Source organism: Gordonia sp. NPDC003422, assembly GCF_053588675.1.
Window position 1 is genome coordinate 260002 of record NZ_JBSFQL010000003.1, and the last position, 14882, is coordinate 274883.

Below are 14882 nucleotides of genomic sequence, written 5' to 3' on the forward strand. Positions count from 1 at the left end.
TGGAATCCGTGGCCGACCCGATGACGTACCGTCCCGCACCCGGGACGATTCCTACCGAACCCGGGGTCTACCGCTTCCGCGATGCGCACGGTCGGGTGATCTACGTCGGGAAGGCCAAGAGTCTGCGGTCGCGGCTCACGTCGTATTTCGCCGACATCGCGTCCCTGCATCCCCGGACCCGCCAGATGGTGACCACCGCTGCCTCGGTGGAGTGGACGGTGGTGGGCACGGAGGTCGAGGCGCTTCAGCTCGAATACAACTGGATCAAGGAGTTCGACCCGCGGTTCAACGTCCGGTATCGGGACGACAAGTCTTACCCGATGCTGGCCGTCACCCTCAACGAGGAGTACCCCCGCCTGTTCGTCTACCGCGGGCCGCGGCGTCGGGGCGTTCGCTACTTCGGTCCGTATTCGCACGCCTGGGCGATCCGGGAGACGGTGGACCTCCTGACGCGTGTGTTCCCGGCACGCACCTGCTCGGGCGGCGTGTTCAAACGTCATCGGCAGATCGATCGGCCGTGTCTGCTGGGCTACATCGACAAGTGCGCCGCCCCGTGCGTGGGTCGCGTCAGCGCCGCCGAGCACCGCGAGATCGTCGACGACTTCTGCGACTTCCTGGCCGGCCGCACCGACCAGATGATCCGTCGGATGGAACGTGAGATGTCCTCGGCCGCAGAGGAACTCGACTTCGAGCGCGCGGCGAGACTGCGCGACGACATCGGGGCCATGCGGCGCGCCATGGAGAAGCAGGCTGTGGTGCTCGGTGACGGCACCGACGCCGACGTGATCGCCTTCGCAGGGGACGATCTCGAGGTCTCGGTGCAGATCTTCCACGTGCGTGGCGGACGTGTGCGCGGCCAGCGCGGATGGGTGGTGGAACGCTCGGACAACGGTACCGTCGGCGAGATGGTCGGTGAGTTCCTCACCCAGTTCTACGGCCAGCAGGTCGATCTCGACGCGACCGTCGACATCGGCACCGACCGGGCGCGTGGTGAAGCGGTGCCGCGTGAGGTCCTGATTCCCGAAATGCCCGGTGATGCCGAGGAACTCGAAGACTGGCTGTCGGGACTGCGCGGCAGTCGTGTCCGCTTGCGGGTACCGCAGCGCGGCGACAAGAAGGCGCTGTTCGACACGGTGGGCCGCAACGCTTCCGAAGCTCTGGCCCAGCACAAGCTCCGGCGCGCCGGTGACCTCACGACCCGCTCGGCGGCGCTCACCGAGCTACAGGAGTCGCTCGCCCTCGATCAGGCGCCGCTGCGGATCGAATGCGTCGACATCTCCCATGTGCAGGGGACCGACGTGGTGGCCTCCCTCGTCGTGTTCGAGGACGGATTGCCGCGCAAGTCGGACTACCGTCATTACTCCATCCGGCACGCCGCGGGCGACGGGCGTTCCGACGACGTGGCGTCGATCGCCGAGGTCACCCGGCGACGCTTCCTGCGCCACCGCGCAGATCAGCAACCCGCCGATCAGCAAATCGAGGCGGCGGGACCAGATCATGTGCCGCCGACGGTTCCGAAGAAGTTCGCTTATCCGCCGAACCTGTTCGTCGTCGACGGCGGTGCGCCCCAGGTGCACGCTGCCGCGGCAGTGCTCGACGAACTCGGGATCACCGACGTGTCCGTCATCGGTCTCGCGAAACGACTCGAAGAGGTGTGGCTGCCCGACGATGACGAACCGGCGATCCTGCCGCGGTCCAGCGAGGCGCTGTTCCTGCTGCAGCGGGTCCGGGACGAGGCACACCGATTCGCGATCACCTTCCACCGCAGCAAGCGCAGCAAACGGATGACCGAGTCCGTGCTCGACGGGGTTCCGGGTCTGGGACGGACGCGCAAGACCGCGCTGGTCACCCACTTCGGTTCGGTCGCACGGTTACGTGAGGCATCCTTGGAGGACATATCGGAGGTTCCGGGGATCGGGCGCTCGACCGCGCGAGCGGTGCTGACCGCACTGTCGGTGTCTGGGACGACGACTGTGGATCAGGCGAGCCGAGAACACACCAACACAGCTCAACCAAGCACAGCTCACACGGGCACGGATCAACCACACGGAGGCGACGATGACGACTGACGACGAGACGCCCACCGACGACCTCACCGTTCTGTTCGTCGCGGGGATGTCGGGCGCCGGTCGGTCGACGGCCGCAAACGTTCTCGAGGACGACGGCTGGTATGTCGCCGACAATGTTCCACCGTCGTTGATCTCGAAGATGGTGCAGATGGTTCGCGACAGCGACCCCGGGATCACGCGCCTCGCAATGGTGCTGCGCGCGTCGGACCCCGATCTCGCGACGGAACTCGAGGCACTTCGAACGTCCTTGGAGGACGGCGGAATCCGTACCAAACTGCTCTACCTCGACGCCAGCGATCACGCGCTGGTCCGGCGATTCGAGCAGGTGCGCCGACGACATCCGTTGCAGGGCAGGGAAACCCTGACCGAAGGAATTGCCCGGGAGCGGGCCATCTTGGCACCGATCAAGAACGTAGCCGACCTGGTGGTGGAAACCTCGGCGCTGACCGTGGCCAAGCTGCGGGAGGTGGTCGAGGAGGCCTATCCGCATTCCGACAGCAGCCTGTCGGTGGCCGTCCTGTCGTTCGGCTTCAAATACGGCCTGCCGATCGACTCCGATCTCGTCGTCGACGTGCGCTTTCTGCCGAACCCGTACTGGGTCGACGAATTGCGTGACCACAACGGCCAGGAAGCGCCCGTGCGCGACTACGTGCTCGGTCACCCCGACGCCGCGGGTTTCCTCGATCTGTATACCGAGCTGGTGGGCATCGTGGGTCGCGGCTATCTGCGAGAGGGCAAGCGCTACATGACGATCAGCGTCGGCTGTACCGGTGGCAAGCACCGCAGTGTGGCGCTCTCGGAGGAACTCGCCCGGCGACTCGGCGAGATGACCGACGACACCGGCGCAGCCCCGTACGACGTGCGGGTGCTGCATCGTGATCTGGGGCGCGAATGACCGGCGTCGGTCGCATCGTCGCGCTCGGCGGCGGGCACGGCCTGTACGCGACGCTGACCGCGATGCGATATCTGAGTCCCGACGTGACCGCGGTGGTGACGGTCGCCGACGATGGCGGATCGTCCGGGCGACTTCGGGCCGAACTCGGGGTGATCCCGCCGGGGGATCTGCGAATGGCCTTGGTGGCGTTGATGTGTGCGCCCGCCGCCCTCGACGAACTTGCTGCCCGTGATGAGAGCGGCGAAGACCGCGCTCGTCACGATCGTTGGGCGCACGCCCTCCAGCACCGATTCGGCGGCCGCGGCGCGCTCGCCGGCCATCCCATCGGCAATCTGTTGCTCGCCGGACTCACCGAGGTCCTCGGCGGTACCGAGGCCGCGCTCGACGAACTGCGGACGGTCTTCGGGATCGACGGTCGGGTGCTCCCGATGTCGACGGTGCCACTCGACATCGAGGCCGACGTCTCGGGCCTGGAATCCGATCCGCGGATCAGCCGGTGCATCCGTGGCCAGGTGGCGGTGGCGACCACACCCGGAAAGGTGCGTCGTGTGCGTCTGCTGCCGGCAGAACCGCCCGCGTCCCGTGCCGCGATCGACGCGATCGACGCGGCCGATCTCGTGGTTCTCGGGCCGGGATCGTGGTTTTCCAGTGTGATTCCGCACGTTCTGGTCCCGGAACAACTTCAGGCTCTGCAGCGCACCGCGGCCCGCAAGATCCTCTTTGTGAATCTGGCACCGGAACCGGGTGAGACACCTGGGTTTTCGGTCGAACGGCATCTGCATGTGCTGCACGCCCATGCCGACCGGTTCCGCGTGGATCACGTTGTGGTCGACGCTGCGTCCGTGCCCGCCGGACGCGAGCGTGATCATCTGATCCGCGCTGCGGAGATGTTCGGTGCGCACTTGCATGTGGGTGACCTGGCCAAGGACGGGCAACAGGTCCATGACCCGGCCAAAGTCGCGACTCTGGTGAACGAACTGTGCGAACGTGAAGTCAGCCGCTAGGCTTGCCGGGCAGCGTGGGCCCCGTGGTGGTCCAGCGATTCTGGTGGCGACGGCCACGTGACAGGAGGACAGGGACTGGTGGCGATGACCGCGGCGGTGAAGGACGAACTCAGTCGTCTCGCGGTGACTCAGGTGAGTTGCCGAAAAGCCGAGGTGTCGGCGCTCCTGCGGTTCGCGGGCGGATTGCACATCATCGGCGGTCGCGTGGTGGTCGAGGCCGAAGTCGACATGGGCAATGTGGCCCGCCGTCTGCGTCGCGAGATCTTCGAGTTGTACGGATACAACTCCGATGTGCACGTGCTACGCGGTGGCGGTCTTCGGAAGTCGGCGCGCTACATCCTGCGGGTGACCAAGGACGGCGAGGGGCTGGCCCGGCAGACCGGGCTGCTCGATCTGCGTGGCCGCCCGGTGCGCGGTCTGCCGGCCCAGGTCGTAGGCGGCAGCGTGGCGGACGCGGAGGCGGCCTGGCGCGGAGCATTCCTTGCCCACGGTTCGCTCACCGAACCGGGCCGTTCGTCGGCGTTGGAGGTCAGCTGTCCCGGGCCAGAGGCGGCGCTCGCCCTGGTGGGCGCGGCCCGCCGGCTCGGTGTGGCCGCCAAGGCGCGCGAGGTGCGCGGCGCCGACCGCGTGGTGATCCGCGACGGCGAGGCGATCGGCGCGTTGCTGACGCGGATGGGCGCACACGACACCAGGCTCGTCTGGGAAGAACGGCGGATGCGGCGCGAGGTGCGTGCGACCGCCAACCGGCTCGCCAACTTCGACGACGCGAACCTTCGCCGATCGGCCCGGGCCGCCGTTGCCGCCGCCGCGCGCGTCGAGCGCGCACTGGAGATCCTCGGCGACGAGGTACCGGATCACCTGATCGCGGCCGGCCAGTTGCGGATCACCCACCGCCAGGCCTCGCTCGAGGAACTCGGCCAGCTCGCGGATCCGCCGATGACCAAGGACGCGGTCGCCGGACGTATCCGCCGGTTGCTGTCGATGGCCGACAAGAAGGCGCGGCAGGATGGCATTCCCGACACGGAATCCGCGGTGACCTCCGATCTCCTCGACGACGCCTGACTCTGACCCCGACGGGTTCACCTCCCGTTCACGTTCGCTCGTCCATTCACCCCTTACGTGCACCCTTCGGGGCATGTCCTACTAGGCTTAAGGATGGCGTGTCCGTGTTCGCGATCCTCACGAGCCCGGGCACGATCCCCGCAGAGCTCGATGAGGAAACCGCTAAGGAGCGCAACAGTGACTGTTCGGGTAGGCGTCAACGGATTCGGCCGGATCGGCCGCAACTTCTTCCGCGCCGTTGAAGCACAAAAAGCATTGGGCACCACCGACATCGAGATCGTTGCGGTCAATGACCTGACCGACAACGCGACTCTCGCCACCCTCCTGAAGTTCGACTCCATCCTGGGTCGTCTGCCCGAAGACGTGGGCCTCGAGGGCGACGACACCATCGTCGTCGGGGACAAGAAGATCAAGGCATGGGCCATCAAGGAGGGTCCGGCCGCGCTGCCGTGGGGCGATGTGGGCGTCGATGTCGTCGTCGAATCCACCGGCATCTTCACCGACGGCACCAAGGCGAAGGGTCACCTCGACGCCGGCGCCAAGAAGGTTCTCATCTCCGCTCCGGCGAAGAACGAGGACATCACCATCGTGATGGGCGTCAACGACGACAAGTACGACGGCAGTCAGAACATCATCTCCAACGCGTCGTGCACCACCAACTGCCTCGGCCCGCTGGCCAAGGTCGTCAACGACGAGTTCGGCATCGTCAAGGGTCTGATGACCACGATCCACGCCTACACGCAGGATCAGAACCTGCAGGACGGACCGCACTCCGATCTGCGTCGCGCGCGTGCGGCCGCCCTCAACATCGTCCCGACCTCCACCGGTGCGGCGAAGGCCATCTCCCTGGTGCTGCCCGAACTGACCGGCAAACTCGACGGTTTCGCGCTTCGTGTGCCGATCCCGACCGGCTCGATCACCGACCTCACCGTCGAACTCGAGAAGGGCCCCACCGCCGACGAGATCAACGCAGCGCTCAAGGCCGCCGCCGACGGACCGCTCAAGGGCATCCTGAAGTACTACGACGCGCCGATCGTGTCGAGTGACATCGTCACCGACCCGCATTCGTCGCTGTTCGACTCCGGTCTCACCAAGGTCATCGGCGGCAACATGGCGAAGGTCAGCTCCTGGTACGACAACGAGTGGGGCTACTCCAACCGCCTCGTCGACCTGGCAGGCCTCGTCGGCAAGTCCCTCTGAGCCTCGCTCCACCGACCTCAGGAGTCACACGAGAATGGCTGTACCCACACTGAAAGACCTTCTGGACGAAGGCGTTTCGGGTCGGGGAGTGCTGGTTCGATCGGATTTCAACGTCCCGCTCGAGGGGTCGACGATCACCGATCCGGGCCGCATCCTCGCCTCCCTGCCCACCTTGAAGGCGTTGATCGACGCCGGCGCCAAGGTGATCATCACCGCCCACCTCGGGCGGCCGAAAGGGGAGCCCGATCCGAAGTACTCGCTGGCACCGGTCGCCGAGCGGCTCGGTGCGGAGCTTGGCCGCAACGTGCAACTCGCCGGCGACGTGGTCGGCTCCGACGCGCTCGCCCGGGCCGAGGGCCTGACCGACGGCGATGTACTCCTGCTGGAGAACATCCGCTTCGATCCGCGCGAGACCTCCAAGGACGAGGCCGAGCGTGAGTCCCTGGCCAAGGCGCTGGTGGAGCTCGTCGGCGACGACGGAGCGTTCGTCTCGGATGGCTTCGGCGTGGTGCACCGCAAGCAGGCGTCGGTGTACGACGTCGCCAAGCTCCTCCCGCACTATGCGGGAGAGCTGGTGGCCACCGAGGTCAATGTGCTGGCAAAGCTGACCCACGACGTGTCGCGCCCGTACGCCGTGGTGCTCGGCGGGTCCAAGGTGTCGGACAAGCTGGGTGTCATCGAGGCACTTGCGCCCAAGGTCGACACGCTGGTGATCGGTGGCGGTATGGCCTTCACCTTCCTTGCTGCACAAGGACATTCAGTGGGTTCGTCGCTGTTGCAAGAAGATCAGATCGACGTCTGCAAGGACCTCTTGGAGCGGTTCGGTGACGTGATCCACCTGCCGGTGGACGTGGTGGTGGCCGACAAGTTCGCCGCCGACGCCGAGTCCGACACGGTGTCCACCGATGCGATCCCGGACGGCTGGATGGGTCTGGACATCGGGCCGGAATCGGTGAAGCGGTTCGCCGCCGTGCTCGGCGGCGCGGAGACGATCTTCTGGAACGGTCCGTCGGGTGTGTTCGAGTTCGAGAAGTTCTCGGCAGGCACCAAGGGGGTGGCCGAGGCCATCGCCGGTGCCACCGCCAAGGGTGCCTTCACCGTCGTCGGCGGCGGTGACTCGGCGGCTGCGGTGCGGACGCTCGGGCTGCCCGATGATGGTTTCTCGCACATCTCGACCGGCGGCGGCGCGTCGTTGGAATACCTGGAAGGCAAGGAATTGCCCGGACTGAAGGTGTTGGAGAGCTGAATGTCAGGTTCACGTAAGCCGCTCATCGCGGGCAACTGGAAGATGAACCTGAATCATCTGGAGGCGATCGCGCTCGTCCAGAAGATCGCGTTCGCGTTGCCGGCGAAGTATTTCGACAAGGTCGACGTGACGGTCATCCCGCCGTTCACGGATATCCGCAGCGTGCAGACCGTCGTCGACGGCGACAAGTTGCTGCTCACCTATGGTGCGCAGGATCTGTCTGCACACGATTCCGGTGCTTACACCGGCGAGATCAGCGGTGCGTTCCTCGCCAAGCTCGGCTGCACTTTTGTGGTGGTCGGGCATTCGGAGCGTCGCACGATGCACGCCGAGACCGACGACGTGGTGCTGGCCAAGACCAAGGCGGCACTCAAGCACGGTCTCACGCCGATCGTCTGCATAGGTGAAGGACTCGACATCCGCGAATCCGGCGAGCACGTCGCGTACAACGTGGCGCAGCTCAAGGGCTCGCTGGCCGGGTTGTCGGCGGAGGAGATCGCGAAGGTCGTCATCGCCTACGAACCGGTGTGGGCGATCGGTACCGGCCGGGTGGCCAGTGCCGACGACGCGCAGGAGGTGTGCAAGGCGGTTCGCGAGACTCTCGTCGAGATCGCCGACGATGCCACCGCGGCATCGGTCCGGGTCCTCTACGGCGGATCGGTGAACGCCAAGAACGTCGGGGACATCGTCGGCCAGGCCGACGTCGACGGTGCACTCGTGGGTGGGGCCTCGCTCAAATCGGACGAGTTCGCCACGCTGTCGGCGATCGCCGCGGGTGGCCCGCTGCCCTGATTCGGGTACACCATCTGTACACTGTGGCAGGTTGGTCTCGAGACGCCTCGTGACCGGCCTGCCATCGGTGTCTTCGAGACATTTCTGATGGCTGACCTCAGACTTCTCGACAGAACAGGATCGCAAGCCAGTGTCAGTGGAAACCGCGCTCGATATCGGACTGATCGTGACGAGTGTCCTGCTCATCGTGCTCGTGCTGCTGCACCGCGGTAAGGGCGGCGGCCTGTCGTCCCTGTTCGGTGGCGGTGTCCAGTCCAGCTTGTCGGGTTCGAGCGTCGTGGAACGCAACCTCGACCGACTGACGATCTTCGTCGGCCTCATCTGGTTCATCCTCATCATCGGCGTGGGCGTCAACATCAAGCTGTCCTGACGCGCACGGCGCACCCCGCATCCAACCCGATGGCACCTGTGCCGTCGGGTTGTTGCATTTGTGACGAGAGTGTCCCTGCGGATCGGCGCCTCCGAGATGCCCCGACGACCGTTAGCCGGAATACTGAACGGCATGACTGAATCCCTCCCGTCACGGGGTGCCCCGGAATGGCGTCCGACAATCACCATCGCCGACCTCATCTCCGTCGACGACGAGGGTCGTGCGCTCACCGAACCGCTGCGCGAGGACATCAGGCTGCTGGGTGGAATCCTGGGCAATACCGTCCGTGAGCACGCGGGCGACGAGGTGTTCGACATCGTCGAGACGGCACGGACCGCGGCCTTCAAGATCCGTCACTCCGAGATCGATCGCGACGAACTCGCCGGCCTGTTCGTCGACCTGGACATCTCGGTGGCGCTGCCGGTGATTCGGGCCTTCAGCCATTTCGCCCTGCTGGCCAACCTGGCCGAGGACATCCACCGCGAACGGCGCCGGGCGATCCACGTTCGTGCCGGGGATCCACCACAGGACAGCAGCCTGGAAGCCACCTACGCCAAGCTCGCAGCGGCCGGACTCACCGACGACGCGGTCGGCAAGGCCCTCGCCGATGCCACCGTCGTCCCGGTCATCACGGCTCACCCCACCGAGACCCGCAGGCGGACGGTGTTCGAGGCGCAGAATCGCATCACCGAACTGCTCCGGTTCCGCAATCGCACCGAGCTGATGCCGGACGAGGACGCCACCGTCACCGAGTCGATCCGGCGACAGATCCTCACGATGTGGCAGACCGCATTGATCCGGTTGGAACGGTTGACCATTCAGGACGAGATCCGCTCCGGACTCCGGTATTACGACGCCTCGTTCTTCGACGTCGTGCCCAAGATCAACAATGCGGTTCGAGCCTCGCTGCGCGCCGCATACCCCGACGCCGGACTGGCCGACGATCCGATTCTCCGGATGGGTTCGTGGATCGGTGGTGACCGCGACGGCAACCCCTTCGTGACCGGCGAGATCGTGGAGATGGCAACCACTTTGGCTGCACGCACCGCGATCGGACATCACCTCGACGAACTGCACAAACTCGCGCAGGAACTGAGCATGTCGACGCGGCTGATGAACCCGGGCTCCGAACTCTACGAGTTGGCCGGTGTGTCCGCCGAGGAAGCCGCGGCCGACGAACCGTTCCGGCTTGCCCTGCGCCACATCCGTTCTCGGCTCGTCACCACGGCGACCGAGCTGTTCGGCGAGGAAGTGATGAAGGCCTCCGACCTGTTCCTGGTCAACGGGCGGCCGGCCTATGCGTCCGCCGACGAACTGCTCGCGGACCTCGACGTGCTCGATGCCGCATTGCGTGTCGGCAAGGACGACATCATCGCCGACGACCGTCTGCTCACGCTGCGAGAATCGGTGCGTACCTTCGGTTTCAACCTGTCGGGTCTGGACATGCGCCAGAACTCCGACATGCACGAGGAAGTGATCGGCGAGCTGCTCGCCTGGTCGGGGGTGCACCCCGACTACGCCTCGCTCGACGAGGACGAGCGGGTGGCGATCCTCTCCGCCGAGCTTCAGGCACGGCGCCCGCTGACGCGACCCGACGCCGACCTGAGCGAACTCGCGATCAAGGAACTGAACATCGTGCGTGCCGCGGCCGGCGCGGTTGCCAAGTTCGGTCCGCAGGCTGTGCCGAACTACATCATCAGCATGTGCACCTCGGTGAGTGACATGCTCGAGCCGATGATCCTGCTGAAGGAAGCGGGCCTCATCGACATCGACCCGGAATCGGGCAAACTCGTGTCCACGGTGCGCATCGTGCCGTTGTTCGAGACCATCGAGGACCTGCAGCAGGGCGCGACGACACTCCTCGCCGCGCTGGACCTGCCGTTCTACCGGGACCTCGTCGACTCACAGTCCGGAATGCAAGAAGTCATGCTCGGCTATTCCGACTCGAACAAGGACGGCGGCTACATGGCCGCCAACTGGGCTCTCTACCGCGGCGAGCTCGATCTGGTGGAAGCCGCCGAGAAAGCCGGAATCCGGTTGCGGCTCTTCCACGGTCGCGGCGGCACCGTCGGCCGTGGTGGTGGACCGAGCTACGACGCGATCCTTGCCCAGCCGCCCGGGGCCGTGCAGGGTTCGCTGCGCATCACCGAACAGGGTGAGATCATCGCGGCGAAATACGCAGAGCCGGTGAGCGCGGAACGCAACCTCGAGACGCTGCTCGCGGCGACCATCGAGTCGTCGCTGCTCGACGTCGAAGGCCTCGGCGACGACTCGGAAGACGCGTACACGAACATGGACGAGATCGCGGCGCTGGCGCGTGCGGCCTACAGCAAGCTGGTGCACGAGACCCCCGGCTTTGTGGAGTACTTCACCACCTCCACGCCGCTGTCGGAGATCGGTGCGCTCAACATCGGCAGCCGGCCGGCGTCGCGGAAGCAGACCGAGAAGATCTCGGATCTGCGCGCGATCCCGTGGGTGCTGTCGTGGACCCAGTCGCGCGTGATGCTCCCGGGCTGGTACAGCACCGGGTCGGCGTTCGCGGAGTGGATCGGCGATTCCGACGAACGGCTCGCGACGCTGCAGCGCTACTACAAAGAGTGGCCGTTCTTCCGGACCGTCATGTCGAACATGGCGCAGGTGCTCGCGAAGTCGGATATGGGCCTGGCGCACCGCTACGCGCAGCTGGTTCCCGATCAAGAGTTGCGCGACAAGGTGTTCGGGATGATCGTCGACGAGCATGCCCTGACGATCGAGATGTACTCGAAGATCACCGGCACCGACGACCTGCTCTCGGACAACGCCGCGCTCAAGCGATCGGTGTACAACCGATTCCCGTACCTCGAGCCGCTGAATCTCCTGCAGGTCGAGCTGCTCCGACGCTTCCGCGCCGGTGACACCGAACCACGCATCCCGCGCGGCATCCAGCTCACCATGAACGGACTCGCGACGGCGTTGCGCAACAGCGGGTAGAGGTCGATCGGTAGCAGTAGTGGGCGGCGGGCGCGCACTATTGCTACGAAATCTTCTCCGCAGCGGCGTCGTCGAGGAACCAGATGGTCTCCTCGGTGCCGTGTGCGCCGGCGCACGGCCAATCGGCGGGATCGGCTCCTTCGTGCGCAGCGGCGACCGCCTCGGCCTTGTCGGCGCCGGCGACCAAGAACCACACGGCCTTGCTGCGGTTGACGACGGGAAGCGTCAAGGTGATGCGACGCGGGGGCGGCTTGGGTGAATCTTCAACCGCGACAACCGACTTCACGGACTCTGCGGTGGCCGGTGTGTGCGGGAACAGGGAGTTGATGTGCCCTTCGCCGCCCATGCCGAGGAGATGGAGGTCGAAAAGGGGCGCAACCCCGTCGGAGGAGTTGGCGGCCAATACCGCTGCGTAATCGGCTGCGGCAGCGTTGATGTCGTCACCGAACGGCCCGTCCGAAGGTGCCATCGGATGGATGCGGTCGGGGTTCAGCGGGACCTTGTCGAGCAGCGCCTCGCGGGCCTGGCCGTCGTTGCGTTCCGGATCGTCGGCGGGGACGAATCGGTCGTCGCCCCAGTACACGTCGACCCGTGACCAGTCGACCGAGCCGCTGTCGGCGGCCAGCGCGGCGAGGATCGCGATGCCGTTGCTGCCACCGGTCAAGACGACGTGCGCATGACCGCGCTCCTGCTGCGCACGGGTGATCAGATCGACGAAACGCGTTGCGGCAGTAGCGACGAGCTCGTCCTTGGTATCGAAGACGAGGGTCTCGGTACTCATCAGGCGATACCTTCCACGATGATCTCGGTCGCACCGCGCAGTGCGTCGGCGTACACCTCGTCGGTGTCGAGTCGGCGCAGCTCCTCGATGAGGCACATGGGCAGATCGCGCCTGCTCATGGCAACTCGGCCATCGGGCTTGCCGGGTTCGGTGATGACGGCGTTGTTGTTCTGGTCGATCGCGAGGATCGTCGGCCCCTGCTGCCGTTGCAACCGAACCTCGAAGCTGCCCATCCTCCGGTAGACGGGCACCCCGAGGGCGGCGCGCATCCAGCCGGCGAGCAGGTCGACGGCGGGGGACAGTTGCGGTCCGGTGACCTCGACCGCCGTGATCGGATCGTGCGGCGGACGGTCGACGGTAGAGGCGAGAAGGGCTCGCCAATGGGTGATCTGGGTCCACGCGAGGTCGGTGTCACCGGGCGAGTACGTCGCCAGCCGGCGCGCGAGCACCGTCTCGGGATTGGCCGACTTTGACGCGTCGAGGATGCGTCGGCGACCGAGCTGACCCAGGGGATCGGCGGCCGGATACTCGGGCGCGGCACCGGGCCACCAGGTGACGACGGGGGTGTCTGGCAGGAGGAACGGCGTCACCACGCTGGCCGGCTGATCCGACAACTCACCGTGCAGCGCCAGCACCACGACTTCCGAGGCACCGGCGTCGCCGCCGACGCGGTACTGGGCGTCGAGCCGCGACTCCTCGTCTCGACTCCCGCGCGACACCACGATGACGCGGCTGGGGTGTTCACGGCTCGCACCGACAGCGGCTTCGATGGCGCCTTCGGTCGGCTCACCGTGATCCGCGCACACGACGAGCGTCAGCACACGGCCCAGGCTGATCGCGCCGCCGGACTCGCGGACGGAGACGATCTTCTTGGCCACCTCGTTGGTCGAGGTGTCGGGCAACTCGATGATCATCGGGTGATCTCCTCAGTGAGCGGTCGGGAGTGAGCTATCACGGCCGACGCCATGACCGTCCGGTCCGTTCGAGCATCTCGTCGGCCGACGCCGGACCCCACGTGCCCGATTCGTAGCTGTCCGGCGAACCCTCTTGCGCCCAGCAGTCGAGCACGGGATCGAGTATTTCCCAAGACAATTCGACTTCCTCGTTGACCGGGAACAGCGATGGTTCGCCGAGCAGCACGTCGAGGATGAGCCGCTCGTAGGCCTCGGGCGACGCCTCGGTGAACGCGGTGCCGTAGCTGAAGTCCATGTTCACGTCGCGAACCTCCATGCTGGAGGCAGGCACCTTGGAACCGAATCGCAGTGTGATGCCCTCGTCGGGCTGCACGCGGATGACCAAAGCGTTCTGGCTCAGTTCCTCCGTCATCGTCTTGTCGAAGGGGAGGTGTGGCGCGCGTTTGAACACCAGCGCGATCTCCGTGACGCGTCGGCCCAACCGCTTGCCGGTACGCAGGTAGAACGGCACGCCGGCCCATCGTCGGGAATCGACCTCGAGGGCGATCGCGGCATAGGTCTCGGTGGTCGAGTCCTTGGCGAACCCCTCTTCGTCCTTGAGTCCCGGAACCTTCTCACTGCCCTGCCAGCCCGGTCCGTACTGACCGCGGGCGGTGTTCTCCGCGATCGGCAAGATGTTGCTCGTCGCCGAGAGCACCTTGATCTTCTCGGCCTGTAACTGCTTGGGTTCGAAGGAGATCGGCTCTTCCATCGCGACCAGGGCCATCAGCTGGAGCAGGTGGTTCTGGATGACGTCACGGGCCGCGCCGATCCCGTCGTAGTAACCCGCGCGCCCACCGAGGCCGATGTCCTCGGCCATGGTGATCTGCACATGGTCGACGTAGTGCGAACTCCACAGCGGATCGAACAGCTGATTGGCAAAGCGCAGCGCAAGGATGTTCTGCACCGTCTCCTTGCCGAGGTAGTGGTCGATGCGGAACACCGACGACTCCGGAAAGACGCTGTTCACAATGGCATTGAGCTGTTTGGCGGATTCGAGATCGTGTCCGAAGGGCTTCTCGATCACCACACGTCGCCAGTTGTCGCGGTTGGACGAGGTGGCCAGGCCACTGCGATGCAGTTGTTCGCACACCGTCGGGAATGCGTTCGGCGGGATCGACAGGTAGAAGGCGTGGTTGCCGTCGGTCCCGCGTTCTTTGTCGAGGGTCGCGAGCGTGTCCTTGAGCCGGTCGAACGACGCGTCGTCGTCGAACGAGCCCTGGACGAACCGGAATCCCTCGGTGAGTCGTTCCCACACCTCCTCGCGGAACCCGGTGCGGGCGTGCTCACGAACGGCGTCGTGGACGACCTTCGCGAAATCCTCGTCGTCCCAATCGCGCCGCCCGAACCCGACCAGCGCGAACGACGGCGGAAGCAGACCGCGGTTGGCGAGATCGTAGATCGCCGGCATCAACTTCTTGCGGGCGAGGTCGCCCGTAACACCGAAGATGATGAGACTGCACGGTCCGGCAATCCGGGGGAGCCGCTTGTCACGTGGGTCGCGAAGCGGGTTGGACCAACGCTTCTCACCCCTGGGCAC

12 protein-coding genes are annotated in these 14882 nt (G+C 65.9%); 9 read left to right on the forward strand and 3 right to left on the reverse strand.

Annotation, left to right across the window (positions count from 1 at the left end; all coding sequences use genetic code 11):
• Positions 1-8: 8 nt before the first annotated feature.
• The 9 genes from uvrC to ppc all read left to right on the forward strand — a co-directional run bounded on the left by uvrC (position 9) and on the right by ppc (position 11608).
• Positions 9-2069 carry an excinuclease ABC subunit UvrC gene (uvrC, locus tag ACWDTF_RS04645; protein WP_355276219.1) on the forward strand — a complete coding sequence of 687 codons (2061 nt, stop codon included), beginning with the start codon at positions 9-11 and terminating at the stop codon, positions 2067-2069.
• Complete coding sequence (gene rapZ / locus ACWDTF_RS04650) at positions 2059-2964, forward strand: RNase adapter RapZ (protein ID WP_240858250.1); 906 nt, start codon at positions 2059-2061, stop codon at positions 2962-2964. Before uvrC ends, rapZ begins: the two co-directional genes overlap by 11 nt.
• Positions 2961-3968, forward strand: coding sequence for a gluconeogenesis factor YvcK family protein (locus ACWDTF_RS04655; RefSeq protein WP_240858247.1), 1008 nt, complete (start codon positions 2961-2963; stop codon positions 3966-3968). Before rapZ ends, ACWDTF_RS04655 begins: the two co-directional genes overlap by 4 nt.
• An 84-nt stretch (positions 3969-4052) precedes the next feature.
• Positions 4053-5030, forward strand: coding sequence for a DNA-binding protein WhiA (whiA, locus tag ACWDTF_RS04660; RefSeq protein ID WP_240858659.1), 978 nt, complete (start codon positions 4053-4055; stop codon positions 5028-5030).
• 177 nt (positions 5031-5207) lie between these two features.
• Complete coding sequence (gene gap / locus ACWDTF_RS04665) at positions 5208-6230, forward strand: type I glyceraldehyde-3-phosphate dehydrogenase (protein ID WP_240858233.1); 1023 nt, start codon at positions 5208-5210, stop codon at positions 6228-6230.
• Positions 6231-6264: 34 nt separating this feature from the next.
• On the forward strand, positions 6265-7476 hold the full coding sequence (locus tag ACWDTF_RS04670; RefSeq protein WP_433259244.1) for a phosphoglycerate kinase: 1212 nt from the start codon (positions 6265-6267) through the stop codon (positions 7474-7476).
• Positions 7477-8268 carry a triose-phosphate isomerase gene (gene tpiA, locus ACWDTF_RS04675; protein ID WP_240858220.1) on the forward strand — a complete coding sequence of 264 codons (792 nt, stop codon included), beginning with the start codon at positions 7477-7479 and terminating at the stop codon, positions 8266-8268.
• A 136-nt stretch (positions 8269-8404) separates the two neighbouring features.
• Positions 8405-8638: a preprotein translocase subunit SecG gene (secG, locus tag ACWDTF_RS04680; protein ID WP_240858655.1), complete on the forward strand. Its 234-nt coding sequence runs from the start codon at positions 8405-8407 to the stop codon at positions 8636-8638.
• A 132-nt stretch (positions 8639-8770) separates the two neighbouring features.
• Positions 8771-11608: a phosphoenolpyruvate carboxylase gene (gene ppc, locus ACWDTF_RS04685; RefSeq protein WP_355276223.1), complete on the forward strand. Its 2838-nt coding sequence runs from the start codon at positions 8771-8773 to the stop codon at positions 11606-11608.
• A 43-nt stretch (positions 11609-11651) separates the two neighbouring features.
• Here ppc and pgl read toward each other — a convergent pair whose 3' ends face one another.
• From pgl to zwf, 3 genes are read right to left on the reverse strand one after another with little or no spacing between them, the layout of a single operon-like run.
• The gene (pgl, locus tag ACWDTF_RS04690) at positions 11652-12389 is read right to left on the reverse strand and encodes a 6-phosphogluconolactonase (protein WP_355276225.1); all 738 of its coding nucleotides are present in this window, start codon (positions 12387-12389) and stop codon (positions 11652-11654) included.
• On the reverse strand, positions 12389-13303 hold the full coding sequence (locus ACWDTF_RS04695) for a glucose-6-phosphate dehydrogenase assembly protein OpcA (RefSeq protein WP_240858198.1): 915 nt from the start codon (positions 13301-13303) through the stop codon (positions 12389-12391). The genes pgl and ACWDTF_RS04695 overlap by 1 nt, the downstream gene beginning before the upstream one ends.
• Before the next feature lie 37 nt (positions 13304-13340).
• Positions 13341-14882 (reverse strand): glucose-6-phosphate dehydrogenase, encoded by a 1542-nt coding sequence (zwf, locus tag ACWDTF_RS04700; protein ID WP_240858196.1) that lies wholly within the window; start codon positions 14880-14882, stop codon positions 13341-13343.

Excerpts from the sequence above, each read along its gene's own strand:
- ACWDTF_RS04695 (WP_240858198.1), bottom strand. The coding sequence starts at position 13,303 with ATGATCATCGAGTTGCCCGACACCTCGACCAACGAGGTGGCCAAGAAG.
- ppc (WP_355276223.1), top strand. The coding sequence starts at position 8,771 with ATGACTGAATCCCTCCCGTCACGGGGTGCCCCGGAATGGCGTCCGACA.
- whiA (WP_240858659.1), top strand. The coding sequence starts at position 4,053 with ATGACCGCGGCGGTGAAGGACGAACTCAGTCGTCTCGCGGTGACTCAG.
- rapZ (WP_240858250.1), top strand. The coding sequence starts at position 2,059 with ATGACGACTGACGACGAGACGCCCACCGACGACCTCACCGTTCTGTTC.
- pgl (WP_355276225.1), bottom strand. The coding sequence starts at position 12,389 with ATGAGTACCGAGACCCTCGTCTTCGATACCAAGGACGAGCTCGTCGCT.
- ACWDTF_RS04670 (WP_433259244.1), top strand. The coding sequence starts at position 6,265 with ATGGCTGTACCCACACTGAAAGACCTTCTGGACGAAGGCGTTTCGGGT.
- tpiA (WP_240858220.1), top strand. The coding sequence starts at position 7,477 with ATGTCAGGTTCACGTAAGCCGCTCATCGCGGGCAACTGGAAGATGAAC.
- ACWDTF_RS04655 (WP_240858247.1), top strand. The coding sequence starts at position 2,961 with ATGACCGGCGTCGGTCGCATCGTCGCGCTCGGCGGCGGGCACGGCCTG.